12 protein-coding genes are annotated in these 14,353 nt (G+C 66.5%); 6 read left to right on the forward strand and 6 right to left on the reverse strand.

Features of this window, described 5'->3' with window-relative positions; translation table 11 throughout:
- Nucleotides 1-19: 19 nt before the first annotated feature.
- On the forward strand, nt 20-295 hold the full coding sequence (locus tag QNN99_RS11610; RefSeq protein ID WP_229966594.1) for a GlsB/YeaQ/YmgE family stress response membrane protein: 276 nt from the start codon (nt 20-22) through the stop codon (nt 293-295).
- Between the two features lie 165 nt (nt 296-460).
- Nucleotides 461-1,210 carry a hypothetical protein gene (locus tag QNN99_RS11615; protein WP_229966595.1) on the forward strand — a complete coding sequence of 250 codons (750 nt, stop codon included), beginning with the start codon at nt 461-463 and terminating at the stop codon, nt 1,208-1,210.
- Between the two features lie 130 nt (nt 1,211-1,340).
- Here the strand turns inward: QNN99_RS11615 and QNN99_RS11620 are convergent, their stop codons facing one another.
- Nucleotides 1,341-2,594, reverse strand: a complete 1,254-nt coding sequence (locus QNN99_RS11620) for a DUF445 domain-containing protein (protein ID WP_229966596.1) — start codon at nt 2,592-2,594, stop codon at nt 1,341-1,343.
- A 248-nt stretch (nt 2,595-2,842) separates the two neighbouring features.
- Here QNN99_RS11620 and QNN99_RS11625 point away from each other — a divergent pair, with 248 nt between their 5' ends.
- From QNN99_RS11625 to QNN99_RS11635, 3 genes are read left to right on the forward strand one after another with little or no spacing between them, the layout of a single operon-like run.
- Nucleotides 2,843-4,684, forward strand: a complete 1,842-nt coding sequence (locus QNN99_RS11625; RefSeq protein WP_269439199.1) for a glycoside hydrolase family 15 protein — start codon at nt 2,843-2,845, stop codon at nt 4,682-4,684.
- Nucleotides 4,681-5,076 (forward strand): DoxX-related protein, encoded by a 396-nt coding sequence (locus tag QNN99_RS11630; RefSeq protein WP_229966598.1) that lies wholly within the window; start codon nt 4,681-4,683, stop codon nt 5,074-5,076. The genes QNN99_RS11625 and QNN99_RS11630 overlap by 4 nt, the downstream gene beginning before the upstream one ends.
- Nucleotides 5,077-5,085: 9 nt before the next feature.
- Nucleotides 5,086-5,601 (forward strand): metallophosphoesterase family protein, encoded by a 516-nt coding sequence (locus tag QNN99_RS11635; RefSeq protein WP_229966599.1) that lies wholly within the window; start codon nt 5,086-5,088, stop codon nt 5,599-5,601.
- Between the two features lie 75 nt (nt 5,602-5,676).
- On the opposite strand, the gene QNN99_RS11640 is transcribed toward QNN99_RS11635, so the two are convergent.
- The 5 genes from QNN99_RS11640 to pta form a co-directional block, all read right to left on the reverse strand.
- Complete coding sequence (locus QNN99_RS11640; protein ID WP_229966600.1) at nt 5,677-7,020, reverse strand: MFS transporter; 1,344 nt, start codon at nt 7,018-7,020, stop codon at nt 5,677-5,679.
- 241 nt (nt 7,021-7,261) lie between these two features.
- Complete coding sequence (locus QNN99_RS11645; protein WP_229966601.1) at nt 7,262-8,446, reverse strand: zinc-dependent alcohol dehydrogenase; 1,185 nt, start codon at nt 8,444-8,446, stop codon at nt 7,262-7,264.
- Nucleotides 8,447-8,547: 101 nt separating this feature from the next.
- On the reverse strand, nt 8,548-9,057 hold the full coding sequence (locus QNN99_RS11650) for a hypothetical protein (RefSeq protein ID WP_229966602.1): 510 nt from the start codon (nt 9,055-9,057) through the stop codon (nt 8,548-8,550).
- Nucleotides 9,058-9,191: 134 nt separating this feature from the next.
- Nucleotides 9,192-10,349, reverse strand: a complete 1,158-nt coding sequence (locus QNN99_RS11655; RefSeq protein ID WP_229966603.1) for an acetate/propionate family kinase — start codon at nt 10,347-10,349, stop codon at nt 9,192-9,194.
- Complete coding sequence (gene pta, locus QNN99_RS11660; protein ID WP_229966604.1) at nt 10,349-12,421, reverse strand: phosphate acetyltransferase; 2,073 nt, start codon at nt 12,419-12,421, stop codon at nt 10,349-10,351. Before pta ends, QNN99_RS11655 begins: the two co-directional genes overlap by 1 nt.
- 357 nt (nt 12,422-12,778) lie before the next feature.
- On the opposite strand from pta, the gene QNN99_RS11665 reads away from it, so the two are divergent.
- On the forward strand, nt 12,779-14,326 hold the full coding sequence (locus QNN99_RS11665; RefSeq protein WP_229966605.1) for an APC family permease: 1,548 nt from the start codon (nt 12,779-12,781) through the stop codon (nt 14,324-14,326).
- Nucleotides 14,327-14,353 lie beyond the last annotated feature (27 nt).

Genomic DNA, 14,353 nt, shown 5'->3' on the forward strand with positions numbered 1-14,353 from the left:
ACAGCAAGGAGTATTCATCATGGGTTTCATTGCTTTCCTTATTCTGGGTCTTATCGCCGGTGCAATCGCCAAGGCCATCCTTCCGGGCCGCCAGGGCGGCGGCTGGATCGCTACTCTCGTTCTCGGCGTCGTCGGCGCCCTGCTGGGTAGCTGGATTGGCGGCGCAATCTTCAACAAGGGCACCGACATCTTCTCGCTGACCTCGATTGCCACGTGGATCTTCGCGATCCTGGGTTCCCTCATCGTTCTCGCGATCTACGGCTTTGTTACTCGCAAGAGCAGCAACCGCGCGTAGTTTCTGAACTCCGCACCACGGGTGCGGGATTCATGCAGTCAAAGCGGGGCCGGCGGATTATCCGCAGGCCCCGCTTTTGCTGTACCGGCCTCGCGTAGGCTGGTTAACCGGGCGCGGTGCGTGCACCGGTTGCCCCCAGAGTTCGAGTCGAAGAGGAGCGTTGCCGTGGGTTTTGCATCCAATCGTGCCTTCAAGGTTGCCGGAGGTGCCGTCTTCGAGAAGGACGGAACACCCAAAGCCTCCCTCCTGAGGGCGATGGAGCGGGCGGTCGAGGTCCAGCGGCCCCTTGTCCTTGCCAACATCCGCAGGCTGCAGCGCAAGCATCCCGACGCGACGCCGTCGGAATTGGTGTCGATCATCGAGAAGCACTACCTGGCCACGGTGACCGGAGGGGGCGCGGCAGTCGGGGCGACCGCCGTCGTGCCCGCCATCGGCACCATGGCGGCGCTGGGGCTGTCGGCAGCCGCAACCGTGGGGTTCCTCGAGGCCACTGCGCTGTTTGCCCAGTCCGTGGCGGAGCTGCACGGGGTGCAGTTGCTGGATCCGGAACGGTCCCGCACCATGGTCATGGCCATCATGCTCGGTGAAGAGGGGACCGCCATGATGCAGTCCGTTGCCGGCCGGGGCGGCAAGCCCTGGGCGAGTTCCCTGGGCGGCATGTCCTCCGGGCTGATGGGCGGCGTGGGCTCCTCCATCCGCAAACAGTTCATGAAGCGCGTGGTGGCCCGGCAGGGAACCGCCATGCTCGGGCGCGCGCTGCCGCTGGGAATCGGCGCGGTGGTGGGCGGTGCCGGCAACCACGCGATGGGCAAGGGCGTCATCAAGACGGCTCGCAAGGCCTTCGGCCCGGCGCCGGAGACGATCAGCGGTGAACTGGCCGAGGACCTTCGCAAACTGCCGGACAGCCCGGCCTAATCCCCGGACCTATCCCCACCACGCTCCCTTCAGGACGGGCCGTCGCCTGCGGACGGCCCGTCCTGAAACTGTGTGCCGGCGTTGACGGTGCTGTTTGGCCGAATAGTGCTGCCTGACCGGATAGTGCCGCCTAGCCGAAAACGGCGTGGGCGATGGTGAAGATGACCAGCCCCGCCAGCGAGCCGACCACGGTGCCGTTGATCCGGATGAACTGCAGGTCCTTGCCCACTTGGAGCTCGATCTTTTCGGACGTTTCCTGCGCATCCCAGTGCTCAACCGTTTCGGTGATCACGGCGGCAATGTCGCTGCTGTAGGTCTTCACCAAATAGCCGGCGCCGTCGGCGATCCAGTTGTTCACCTTCGCCGCGAGCTCAGCATCGGCGGCCAGCCGGCGGCCGAAGTCCTGCACCGCTGCCTTGAAGTTGCGCGTCAGTTCACTGTCCGGGTCATCAACGGCCGTGGTCAGGGCGTTCTTGATGGTTGCCCAGGTCTGGGTGATGAGCTGCTGGACCCGGGGATCGTCGAGGACCTGCTCCTTGATCGCATCAGCCTTGGCCATGACCTCCGGATCCTCCTGAAGGTCCCGCGCCAGGCCCTTGAGGTAGTTGTCCAGGGCGCGGCGCAGTTCGTGGTTCGGATCATCCTGCACGGCGCGCAGGAAGCGTCCCACTTCCACCTGCACACGGTCTCCCACCAAGTCATCCACAAAGGACGGAACCCAGGAGGGTGAGCGCTGGGTGACCAGCTCGGAGATGACGTCAGGGTTGGCGGCCACCCAGTCGTTGATGCTGTCCACCACCAGGTTCACCAGCTGGTGGTGGTGCCCCTCCTCGAAGACGCGCTCCGCCACGCGGCCCATGGGCGGCCCCCAGGGCGGATCAACCACGTGCCGCCGGAACATGGACTCGAGGACGCTCTTGACGGCGTCGTCGTCCAGGACCCGCAGGATTCCGCGGATGGCTGCCGACCCTTCGGTGGCCACCCGGGCCGCGCTTTCCGGGCGTTCCAGCCAAGCCCCGGCCTTCTGTGCCAGTTCCATGGATCCAAGCTTCTGCCGGATGACCTCCTCGGAGAGGAAGTTGCTCTCCACGAACTGGCCCAGTGACGCACCGATCTGGTCCTTCTTGCGGGGAATGATGGCCGTGTGAGGAATTTTCACTCCCATCGGGTGCTTGAAGAGCGCGGTGACGGCAAACCAGTCCGCCAGTGCGCCCACCATGCCGCCCTCGGCCGCCGCACGAACGTACTGCAGCCAGGGATAGCGCTCCTGCAGGGCAAAGGAAAAGACGAAAACGACGGCGAGCGCCACCAGCAGGCCGGTGGCGAGCATTTTCATCCGCCGAAGGCCGGCGGCGCGCTGGACGTCGTCGAGCAGGACACTCATGCGCGGGCTCCAACGGTCCGGATGCGCCGGATGCGCCGGATGCGCCGGACGCGCCGGACGGGAGGTGTCGAAAGTACGTTCAAAACCGCTCCTCGTGCTTGTGCCGGTTCGTGTGCCCCGGGCCAGTTGGTTCCGGGACAGGAACCATCCAGACAATCTAATCAGTCTGCTGGGCAGGGTGCCATGCGGGCAAACGCAGGGCGGCCGCCGGCATCCTAGGACTGGCGGCAGCACTGTGGTTGAGTGGAATGATGGCTGCTCCCATCGAGGACTATGCGCTGGTTTCGGATCTGCACACCGGCGCCCTGATTTCCCGCCGCGGGAGCATCGACTGGCTGTGCCTGCCCCGGTTCGATTCGCCGTCGGTGTTCGGCGCCCTGCTGGGGACGGAGGAGCAGGGCCGGTGGCTGCTGGCGCCGGAAGCGGAAGCCGCCGTCGTGCACCGGAGCTATCTCCGATCCACCTTCATCCTGCAGACCCGCTGGGCCACCGACACCGGAAGCGCCCTGGTTACCGAGTTCATGCCGGTTGGCGACCGGCGGGCCTCGATCGTCCGGCGGGTGGAGGGAATCAGCGGCACCGTGGACATGCGCCAGGAGTTGGAGGTGCGCTTCAACTACGGGACGGTGCTGCCGTGGATGCGGCGCCACCCGTACCCGCACGGCAAACTGCTGCTGGCCATCGCCGGCCCCAGCGCGCTGGTGCTGCGCGGGGACAACCTGCCCGTGGCCAAGGACCACCGCCACGCGGGAAGGTTCAGCGTGGCGGCCGGGGAGCGCGTTGACCTGGAGCTGACCTGGTACCGCTCCCACACCGAGGTGCCCGATCTGATCGACGTGGACGCCGCCTTGGCGTCCACAACCGCGTACTGGGAGACGTGGGCGGCGCACTGCGAGCCCGCCCGGCAGTACCTGCCGGCGGTCCTGCGCTCGCTGCTGGTGCTGCGGGCACTCACCCACGAGTCCACCGGCGGCATCGTGGCGGCCCCCACCACCTCGCTCCCTGAAATCGCCGGCGGGGAACGGAACTGGGACTACCGCTACTGCTGGCTGCGGGATGCGGCGCTGACCCTCGAAGCGATGCTGGGGCACGGATACGCGGATGAAGCCCTGCACTGGCGGAACTGGCTGCTGCGCGCCGTGGCCGGGGATCCGGAGGACCTGCAGATCATGTATGCCGTGGACGGCGCGCGGGACCTGCCTGAGCGCGTCCTGACACAGTTCTCCGGTTACGGCGGGTCCGCGCCCGTTCGGGCGGGCAACGGGGCGGTCTCCCAGTACCAGGCCGACGTCGTCGGGGAGGTGATGGTGGCACTCGCCAGGCTGCGGGATCACGGGGTGGCGGAGGACCATTTCTCCTGGCCGTTGCAGCGCGCGCTGATGTCCTTCCTGGAGCGTCATCTCGACGATCCCGATCACGGCATCTGGGAAATGCGCGGCGAACCGCAGTACTTCACGCATTCCCGCGTCATGATGTGGGCGGCCTTTGACCGCGCGGCCACTGCGGCCAGGACCTACGGCCTGGATGGGCCCGTGGACCGGTGGGATGCGCTGCGGGACGGGCTGCGCGACGAGATCATGAACCACGGCTTCAACCGGGACCTGAACTCCTTCACGCAGTCCTACGGCAGCACCGAAGTGGATGCTGCCCTCCTGCTGCTGCCCCAGGTGGGTTTCCTGCCGCCCGACGACGACCGCATGCTCGGCACCGTGGCGCGGCTGGAGAAAGACCTGCTCACAAAATCCGGCCTGCTGCTGCGGTATGCCACCGAAGCCGGCCTGGACGGGCTGGAGCCCGGCGAAAACCCCTTCCTGGCCTGCAGCTTCTGGCTGGTGGAGCAGTACGCCGCCACCGGGCGCATGAAGGAAGCCACCGCCCTGATGGATCAACTGGTGGGATACTCCAATGAACTGGGGCTGCTGAGCGAGGAGTACGATCCGGTGAACAACACCATGGCCGGGAACTTTCCCCAAGCCTTCTCCCACCTGGCCCTGGTCCGGGCCGCTGATGCACTCAACGCCGTCGCCTCGCCGGACCGGACAGCCACGGCGCCGACCGGCGCCGTTTCCTCGAGCGAAAGAAGCACATGAACCGTCAAAGCCTTTCCGCTGCCGCCATGGCATCCCTGCTGACCGCCAGCGCCGTCAACCACTTCCGCAACCCGGGGTTCTACAACGCAGTGGTTCCCCGGAGCATCAGCACGGACGCCGGCGGACAGCTGGGCGTGCTGACGCGGCGCCAGTGGACGCACCTGAGCGGCGTTCTCGAGTTCGCCGCCGCCGCAGGACTCCTGCTGCCGGCCACCCGCCGCACCGCCGCCACCGGGACCACCCTGATGTACGTGGCGTTCATTGCAGGGCACCTCAGCGCCCTGCAGCGCGCCTTCGGCCCCCGCGGGTCCGATCAGCAGAAGGCCATCCACCTGGCCCGCCTGCCGCTGCAGCTTCCGTTGATCCGCTGGGCCTGGAGCCTGCGCCGCTAGGGGCCGGGGATGGCTGTGAACCTGCTGGTGCTTTCCGATACGCACCTGCCCAAGCGGGCGCGGGAGTTGCCGGATCCGCTCTGGCGGGACATCGAGGCGGCCGACGCGGTGGTCCACGCGGGCGACTGGGTCAGCGAAGATTCGCTCACTGAAATGCTGCAGCGGTCCCGCCGCCTCATTGCCTGCTACGGCAACAACGACGGCGGAGCGCTGCGGACCCGGTTGCCGCTGGTGGCCACGGCCACGGTGGAGGAGGTGAGGCTCGCGGTGATCCACGAAACCGGTTCCGCAGCGGGCCGGGAGAAGCGCATGGACGAGCAGTTCCCGGACACCGACCTGCTCGTGTTCGGGCACAGCCACATCCCCTGGGACACGGTGACGCCGGGCGGCCTTCGGCTGCTGAATCCGGGCTCCCCGACGGACCGGCGCCGCCAGCCTTTCTGCACCTACCTGCGGGTCACCGTGGACGGAAAAAGCGTCACCCCGGAGCTGGTCCGCCTCCCGCCCCGGCAACCGGTCAGATAAAACGAGCACCGCCCCGCCTGCCCGGGCAACCGGGCGGGCGGAGCGGCGCTCGCAGGGGGCTGGGCCGGGCCGCGGTTAGGCCGGGACGGTGTCCTTGTCGAGGGTTTTCCTGCTGACGTTCCGGCGGCTGCTGCGCAGGCAGGCAATGGCCGCGCCGCCCACCAGCATCGGAACGATGAAGAGGAAGTAGAGGTTGCCGGGCTCCCAGCCGCCGTCGATCAGCGAGCCGGCGAGGATCGGGGAGATGATGGCACCCACCCGGCCCATGCCGGTGATGAACCCGACCGCCGTGGCGCGTACGTCCGAGGAATAGTAGACGGGACCGATGGAGAACATGCCGGCGATGCCCGCGTTCACCAGGAAGCCCAGCAGGGCGGCCGCCAGCAGTGCCGTGGGAAGCGCGCCGGTGGAAACCGCGTAAACCCCGAACCCGCCCGCAGCGAGGACAAAGAACGTGACCAGGACCCACTTGACGGCGAAGCGGGCGGCGATCAGCCCGAAGACGATGGAGCCGATGATCGCGCCGAGGCTGAAGAGCACGCCGGCGTCGATGCCGTCCTGCGCCGTGAAGCCGCTGGCCGTGACCAGCTTGGGCGTCCAGGAGTTCGCGAAGTAGAAGCTGGCCATCAGCATCATGAAGGCGACGGACAGGAAGACCGTGGTCGCGCGGTATTGGCCGGAGAACAGTGCCTTCCAGCGTGAGCCGACGGTCAGCGCGGTGCCCTGGGGGATGACGGGCAGTTCGGTGATCCGCGGCTGGTCCAGGCGGGCCAGGATGCGGTTGGTCTTGTCCAGTGCGCCGTCCGGACGCTTGGTCATCAGGTAGTCCAGGGACTCGGGCAGGAATTTCAGGATGAACGGGATCATGGCGAGCGTGATGATGCCGCCGAAAATGAATGCCGCGTGCCAGCTGTAGGCCGAGATGAGGATGCCCGCGATGATGCCGCCCAGCATGCCGCCGATGGGCTGTCCGGCGCTGTACAGGCTGATGGAGGTGGAGCGCCGCTTCGCCGAGGAGTACTCGGAGACAAAGACGTTCAGGCTCGCCTGCATGGTGCCGATTGCCAGTCCGGTGATGAAGCGCAGGGTGAAGAGGATTTCGTAGCTCGGCGCGAAGGCAGAAGCGAACATGCCCGCGGAAATCACCACCGCACAGATGAGGATGGTTTTCTGCCGGCCGATGATGTCCGCCACCTGGGCCACCAGGATCGAGCCGACGGCCATGCCGAAGAGGGCAGCGGAGAGCAGCATGCCCAGCTCGGCGCCGCTGAGGTCCCAGTGCTCGCTGATCGAATTGGCGCTGAACGCCATGACCAGGACGTCAAAGCCGTCGATCATGTTCAGGGCGACGCAGATGGCGACGATGCCAAACTGCATGCGCTTCATGGGAGCCGCCTCGATGCGTTCCTTGATTTCCATGGGCTTACCTAACTCTTGCTCGTGCGGCGACTGCGAGCTGCAGTGTTCGCATAGTGAACGGATGTTCTCTGAGAGAACCGTAAATGAGTGTAGGGCCACATGGGGGTGTGGTGTTAATTACACGAGCGGGTGGCTGTGAAGTGCGGCCACGGGTCGGTTGGGCCGCGCCAGAGTCCCGGGTTAAACGACAAAAGCCAGAACCCTGGCCGGGTTCTGGCTTTTGACGGTTGTTCCGCGGAAGTTAGTTCATCCCGGGCTGGAAGACCACCTTGATGCAGCCGTCTTCCTTCTTCTGGAACTTCTCGTACAGCTCCGGAGCGGCCTCGAGGCTGGCCTGGTGGGTCACCAGGTTGGTCACGCCCAGCGGATCGGCGGAATCCTCGACCAGCGGCATCAGGTCATCGGTCCAACGCTTGACGTTGCACTGGCCCATGCGCAGGGTCAGCTGCTTGTCGAACATGGCCATCAGGTTCATCGGGTCGGCCGTGCCGCCGTAAACGCCGCTCAGGGACACGGTGCCGCCGCGGCGGACGGCGTCGAGTGCTCCGTGCAGGGCAGAAAGGCGGTCCGTGCCGGCGGTTTCCATGGCCTTTTGGGCCAGCTTGTCCGGGAGCAGGCCGACTACGGTCTGGGCGGCCTTGCCAACGGGGGAGCCATGGGCTTCCATGCCGACGGCGTCCACGACTGAGTCCGGGCCGCGGCCGTCGGTCATTTCACGCAGCTCGTCCGCGACGTCCTTGTGCAGGTCCAAGACCTCCACGCCGTACTGGCCGGCCAGGTCCCGGCGTTCGGCCACGGGATCGACACCGATCACCCGGTAGCCGAGGTGGGTGCCGATCCGGGCGGCAAACTGGCCAACCGGGCCCAGTCCGTAAACAGCCAGCGTGCCGCCGTCGGGCACGTTGGCGTACTGCACGCCCTGCCAGGCGGTGGGGAGGATGTCGGAGAGGAAGAGGTAGCGGTGGTCCGGCAGTTCCGAGCCCACCTTGATGGGGCCGTAGTCGGCGTGGGGCACGCGCAGGTACTCGGCCTGCCCTCCCGGAACGGAACCGTAGAGTTCGGAGAATCCAAAGAGCTGCGCTCCGGAGCCCTTTTCGCGGACCTGGGTAACTTCGCACTGGGTCTGCAGCCCCTGGCGGCACATGAAGCAGGTGCCGCAGGCGATCTGGAAGGGGATGACCACCCGGTCGCCCTTCTTGAGGCTGGTCACTGCGGAACCGACCTCTTCCACGATGCCCATGGACTCATGGCCGAGGATGTCCCCCTCCTTCATGTACGGCATCAACACGCCGTACAGGTGGAGGTCTGAGCCGCAGACGGCGGTGGACGTGACGCGGATGATGGCATCGGTTGGTTCCTGGATCACCGGATCCGGAACGGTCTCGACGCTGACGGACTCTTTACCCTGCCAAGTTACTGCTCTCATGTGCGAACCTCCTGCTAGTAGCCCTGAGTGCTTTGAATGTAACCTCATTGTGGCAAATAGTAAGGTTGCTGACAAAGTGCCCGGCGGCTCGGCAGGTCCGACTATCGTTTACGCGGCTGGAATCCCCGGTCCGGGAGCATCAGTGGATCCCTCTGCCGAAAGGCGCGTTCGGCAGCCTCCTCATTGGTCAGGGGGCGGCCCGGGACTGCCGGTTCCGGCACGGCAGCGCCCGGATCTGGCCGGCAGGCCGGAAGGCTCGGCGGCACCAGGATCTCGACCGGCACCACACCGCCCTGGTCGGAGCTGGGCAGTCCGGACCACCCCTGTCCCGGGCCGGCGGCGAGGGCGCCGCCGCTGACCGCGGCATCGGCGCCGTCGCGCAGCAATTCGAGGGCGTCCCGATCCACGTGCGCAGCCCGGAGCAGATTCACACTCACCGCGGCTCCCAGGGTGCCGGTGTGGGTCAGGATGTTCACCAGGGTCGGATAGGTGGCCGCGGTGAGGCACCCCCGCACTTCCAGGGAAGCCAGGCGCAGGTGGGTGTCAATCCGAACCAAGACTCGAAGCGCGTGGTCGGATGTCAGGTGTTCCCGTGAGGTTGTGCTTTCCATGAGATCCTCCCCAAGCTGGTGGCAGGCGGCCTTTGCTTGACCGGGTACCTGACGGTAACGGAAATAACGGCGAGATGTCAGCCCTGGCCGGCGGTTACCGGCTCTGCACTCGCTTTCGTCCGAGTATGTGCCCGTTACCCGCTCGGTGTGCCGGCCGGCAGGGTGGAATCCCGGGCCACCGTGTCGGCGGTGGCTTCAGCGATTGCTTCCTCTTCATCCGTCGGCACCACCAGCACCGGAATGGCCGATTCGGCGGTGCTGATCAGCCGGGCTCCGGATTCCCGTTTCCGGTTCGCAGCGCTGTCCAGCACGATGCCCAGGGCGCCCAGCCGGTTCACCGTCATTTCGCGGAACTCCCAGGCGTTCTCACCGATTCCGGCCGTGAACACCAGGGCCTGTGCTCCGCCGACCGCCACATGGTACGCACCGATGTACTTCGCCAGCCGGTACGATGCGACTTTCAGCGCGAGGGCCGCTGCCTCATCCCCGCCGGCTGCCGCCTCCGTCAGCGTCCGCATATCCGATGCTCCGCCCAGCGCCAGGAGGCCGGATTCCCGGTTCAGCAGTTTGTCGAGCGAATCGGCGTCATACCCTTCGCGCAGCAGGAACACCAGGATGGACGGATCGACGTCGCCGCTGCGGGTGCCCATGACCAGCCCCTCCAGCGGCGTGAAGCCCATCGACGTGTCGATGCTCCTGCCCTGCTGAATCGCCGCAGCCGACGCTCCGTTGCCCAGATGGGCAATGACGGCGTTGAACTCGCCGGGCTCGATGCCCAGGAAACGCGCCGCGGCCGGAGCCACAAACCCGTAGCTGGTCCCGTGAAAGCCGTAGCGGCGGATGCCGTACTTCCGGTACAGGCTGTTCGGGAGGGCGTAGCGCCAGGCATGCTCCGGCATGCTCCGGTGAAAGGCGGTGTCGAAGACCGCCACCTGGGGGATCTTGGGCCATTTGTCATGCACGGCCCGGATGCCGCGGGCGCTGGCCGGGTTATGCAGGGGCGCCAGCGGGCTGAGGCGTTCGATCGACCGGACAATCTCGTTGTTGATGAGGACGGGCGCGCTGAAGCGCTCGCCGCCGTGCACCACCCGGTGCCCGACGGCGTCGATGCTGCGGCCGCCGAGGACGTCGGGCAGGAGCCGGCTCAGCTGCTCCAGGGCCGCGCCGTGGTCCGGCACCGCCTCCTCGCCGATCCGGTCGATGATGCCCTTGGCCAGAAGTTCACCGCTGGCGGTGTCCCGCACCTGGTACTTGAGGGAAGAGGATCCGGAATTGATGACCAGTACCAGCATCAGGCGTCCTGTGCCTGGACCGCGGTGATGGCCACGGTGTTGACGATGTCCTCGACTGTGCAGCCGCGGGAGAGGTCGTTGACCGGTTTCCGCAGTCCCTGCAGGATCGGCCCCACCGCCACCGCGCCGGCGGACTGCTGCACGGCCTTGTAGGTGTTGTTGCCGGTGTTGAGGTCCGGAAAGATGAACACGGTGGCGTGTCCGGCCACATCCGAGCCCGGCATCTTCGAGGCGGCTGTTGTGGCGTCCACGGCGGCGTCGTACTGGATGGGGCCCTCCACCGGAAGGTCGGGGCGGCGGCTGCGGACGATTGCGGTGGCCTCCCGGACCATTTCCACCGATTCGCCGTGCCCCGAGGCACCCGTCGAATAGGAAAGCATGGCCACCTGCGGCTGCACTCCGAACCGTGCGGCGGTCTCGGCCGAGGCCAGGGCGATGTCCGCCAGCTGCTTGGCATCCGGATCCGGATTCACGGCACAGTCGCCGTAGACCAGCACCCGGTCCTGCAGCAGCATGAGGAAAACCGAGGAGACGATGTCCACACCCTCCTTGGTGCGGATGAATTCCAGCGCCGGACGGATGGTGTTCGCAGTGGTGTGGGCCGCACCGGAGACCATTCCGTCCACCCGTCCCAGGTGGACCATCATGGTGCCAAAGTATGCCCCGTGAAGCATACGTTCGCGGGCGTCGTCGAGGGTGACTCCCTTCTTGGCCCGCAGGACCGCGTATTCGCGCGCAAAATCGTCCCGCAGCGCACTTGTGGCCGGGTTGATGATGGAGGTGCCGCTGAGGTCGATGCCCTCGCTGGCGGCCAGGTCCCGCACTTCCCCCTCCGGTCCCAGCAGGGTCAGCGTGCAGACGTCCCGGCGGTGCAGGATTTCCGCTGCCCGCAGGACCCGGATGTCCAGGCCCTCGGGCAGGACGATGTGTTTTCGCTGCGCGCGTGCCCGGACGATCAGCTGGTTCAGGAAACGAAGCGGCGTAATCTTTTCCGGGCGGGGCAGCTCCAGCCGCTCCAGCAGCTCGTCCTCGTCGACATGCCGGGTCCACACCCCGAGGGCCGCCGCGACTTTGCGGCGCTGGCCGGACGATATTTCCCCGCGCACCCGGCTGACCTGCCGCGCGGCAGTGTAGGTGTCGACGTCGACGGCAAACACCGGAAACGGGGCCTGGGACAGCAGCGCCAGGATTCCGGGATCGATCGGCAGGCCGCCGGTGAGGACCATGCCGCTGGGTACGGGAAACTCCGGCGCGACGGCAGAGGCCAACGCGGCCACCATGACGTCCGCCCGGTCGCTGGGCGCGATCACCAGGTTGCCGTGGTCCAGCTGGGAAATGAAATTGCCGACGGTCATCGCGGCGACCTTGACGCCGACGACGTCGCGCTCCAGCGAGGCGCTGCCCGCCACCTGCCGGGCGTGCAGTGCCTTGGCGACCTCCGACATGGACGGCTGGGAAATCTCGTTCACTTCGGGCATCACGTACACCGGCCTGCCGGACGCGCCCGGGCGGACAGCCGAGCGGATCTCCTCCACCGCGTCCGGCTGCGAGCGGTTGACCATCATGGCCAGGAGGTCGCACCGTGCCGAATGCAGTTCCCGCCGGGCCACGTCCACGGCGTCGGCCGTGTCCCCCACCGTCATCTCCCGGGCGTTGACCACTGCCACCACCACCGCGCCCAGGTTGTTGGCGAGCCGGGCGTTGAGATCGAACTCGAGCGCGACGTCGTGCCCCGAAAGGTCGGTGCCCTCGATGATCACCACGTCGCAGCGGGCGGCCACTTCGTTGTAGATGGCCATGCACCGGGCATCCACTTCCCCGCGTTCCCCGGCCACCAGCAGCGAACGGAGCTCGCGGCGGGTGAGCCCGCCCCGGCTGGTTTCGGAGGTGAGGTTGAACTTGCGCTGCATCAGCCGCACCATGGGGTCCTGCGCCGGTTCGGTGCCCTCCACGATCGGCCGGAAGAAACCCACGCGGTCCGCGTGGCGCAGCAGCATGTCCGCCAGGCCGAGGGTGACAAGAGACTTGCCGGACCCCGGGGTCATGGCACTGATATAGATTCCGCGGGCCATGGTGTTGTCCGATCTGTGGGCTTGAGGAGCTGAAATTTCAGTGCCTCGTGCTTGGTTGTGGCTGCCTGCCGGGTGGCGTGTTTTTTGGCTGCAGATCCTGCCGGTGGCGGTGGTCGCGCGCCGGCACTGCGGGATACTGTGGCCAAGGACACCTTCACCTTCATATCCTCCCAAAAGGGTCGATCGGTGGCTAGCGGACAGCCGGCGCAGCGGCCGGAATCAGCAACCCTGTGGTCTCGGGTGGACTGCAACATCTCACATGGTGAGATTAAACTGGAGGGTATACCGCCTCCGCCTAGGGCTGCGGCCTAGGATTGGTCGGTTAGTTTTGACGTTTACCCGAACACAAGGACCACCGTGAGTCTCTTCCGAACAAAGCCCATTGAGGATTCCCTGGCGGACGCCGACGAGCCCGGACGCCGGCTTAAGCGGACCCTGACAACCTGGGACCTCATGATCATGGGTGTCGCCGTTGCCGTTGGCGCCGGAATCTTCTCCGTTGGCGCCAATGCCGCCGCTAATTTCTCCGGCCCCGCCGTCACCCTCTCCTTTGTCCTGGCCGCCATCACCTGCGGTCTGGCGATGATGTGTTACGCCGAGTTTGCCACCGCGATTCCGGTCGCCGGATCCGCTTACGTGTTCACCTACGCCACCATGGGCGAGCTGGTGGCCTGGATCATCGGCTGGAACCTGATCCTGGAACTGTTCACCGCTGCTGCCGTCATCGCCAAGTACTGGGGCATCTACCTCAGCGAGGTGTTCAGCCTGCTGGGCCTGGACATCCCGGCCACCGTTGACCTCGGCATCGTGGACCTGACCTGGGGGCCGCTGCTGATCGTTGCGGTCTTCACCGTCCTGCTGGTGATGGGCACCAAGCTGTCCGCGCAGGTGGGCAACGTGTTCACGCTGATCAAGATCGGCGTCGTGCTGTTCGTGATCATTGCCGGCTTCTTCTACGTCAAGGCCGAGAACTACATCCCCTTCATCCCGGACAGCGTGCCGACCGAGTCGCTGGGCAGCCAGAGTGTGCTGCAGCAGTCGCTGTTCTCCTTCATGACCGGTGCCGCGCCGGCCCAGTACGGCACGCTGGGCGTCTTTGCCGGCGCAGCGATCGTGTTCTTCGCGTTTATCGGCTTTGACGTCGTGGCCACCTCGGCCGAAGAAGTAAAGAATCCGGGCAGGACCCTGCCGCGCGGCATTTTCGCCGGCCTGGCACTGGTCACCCTGCTCTACATCGGCGTTTCCCTGGCTCTGACCGGCATGGTTCCCTACCGCGACCTGGCCGCCGTCGAATCGCCGAACCTCGCGACCGCCTTCACCCTCGTGGGCAACCCCTGGGCGGCGCAGGTGATCGCCGTCGGCTCCCTGATCGGCCTCACCACGGTCATCATGGTGCTGCTCATGGGCCTGGCCCGCGTGGTCCTGGCGATGAGCCGCGACGGCCTGCTGCCGCGCTCCCTCTCCAAGACCAGCGACAAGCATGCCACCCCGGCCCGGCTGCAGATCATCTGCGGAACCCTGGTCGCCCTGGTGGCCGGTTTCACCCAGGTCGACGTCCTGGAGGAAATGATCAACATCGGTACCCTTTCCGCCTTCGTGGTGGTCAGCGCCGGCGTCCTGGTCCTGCGCCGCAAGCGCCCGGACCTGAAGCCTGCCTTCCGCGTGCCCTTCGGCCCGGTGCTGCCCGTGCTCTCGGCCCTCCTCTGCCTGTACCTGATGACCAACCTGTCCGTGGAGACCTGGATCTACTTCGCCGGTTGGCTGCTGATCGGCTTCCTGATCTACTTTGCCTACGGGCAGCGGCATTCCCGGCTGAACGACAAGTTCAAGGATCTCCGGATTGCCCAGCGGGCCGAGCGCGCCGAGCGCCTTGAGCGGGAGCAAAGCTCGGCCCCGGAGGCCTGATTTTGCTCTAGCCTGCCTCCTGCCGCC

The sequence above is a fragment of the Arthrobacter sp. zg.Y820 genome (genome assembly GCF_030125555.1).
Taxonomy (GTDB): domain Bacteria; phylum Actinomycetota; class Actinomycetes; order Actinomycetales; family Micrococcaceae; genus Arthrobacter_B.

Coding starts and splice junctions, on each gene's coding strand:
- QNN99_RS11655 (WP_229966603.1), bottom strand. CDS start 10,349: ATGCTGGTACTGGTCATCAATTCCGGATCCTCTTCCCTCAAGTACCAG.
- QNN99_RS11610 (WP_229966594.1), top strand. CDS start 20: ATGGGTTTCATTGCTTTCCTTATTCTGGGTCTTATCGCCGGTGCAATC.
- QNN99_RS11640 (WP_229966600.1), bottom strand. CDS start 7,020: ATGGAAATCAAGGAACGCATCGAGGCGGCTCCCATGAAGCGCATGCAG.
- QNN99_RS11625 (WP_269439199.1), top strand. CDS start 2,843: ATGATGGCTGCTCCCATCGAGGACTATGCGCTGGTTTCGGATCTGCAC.
- QNN99_RS11635 (WP_229966599.1), top strand. CDS start 5,086: ATGGCTGTGAACCTGCTGGTGCTTTCCGATACGCACCTGCCCAAGCGG.
- pta (WP_229966604.1), bottom strand. CDS start 12,421: ATGGCCCGCGGAATCTATATCAGTGCCATGACCCCGGGGTCCGGCAAG.
- QNN99_RS11620 (WP_229966596.1), bottom strand. CDS start 2,594: ATGAGTGTCCTGCTCGACGACGTCCAGCGCGCCGCCGGCCTTCGGCGG.
- QNN99_RS11630 (WP_229966598.1), top strand. CDS start 4,681: ATGAACCGTCAAAGCCTTTCCGCTGCCGCCATGGCATCCCTGCTGACC.
- QNN99_RS11645 (WP_229966601.1), bottom strand. CDS start 8,446: ATGAGAGCAGTAACTTGGCAGGGTAAAGAGTCCGTCAGCGTCGAGACC.
- QNN99_RS11650 (WP_229966602.1), bottom strand. CDS start 9,057: ATGGAAAGCACAACCTCACGGGAACACCTGACATCCGACCACGCGCTT.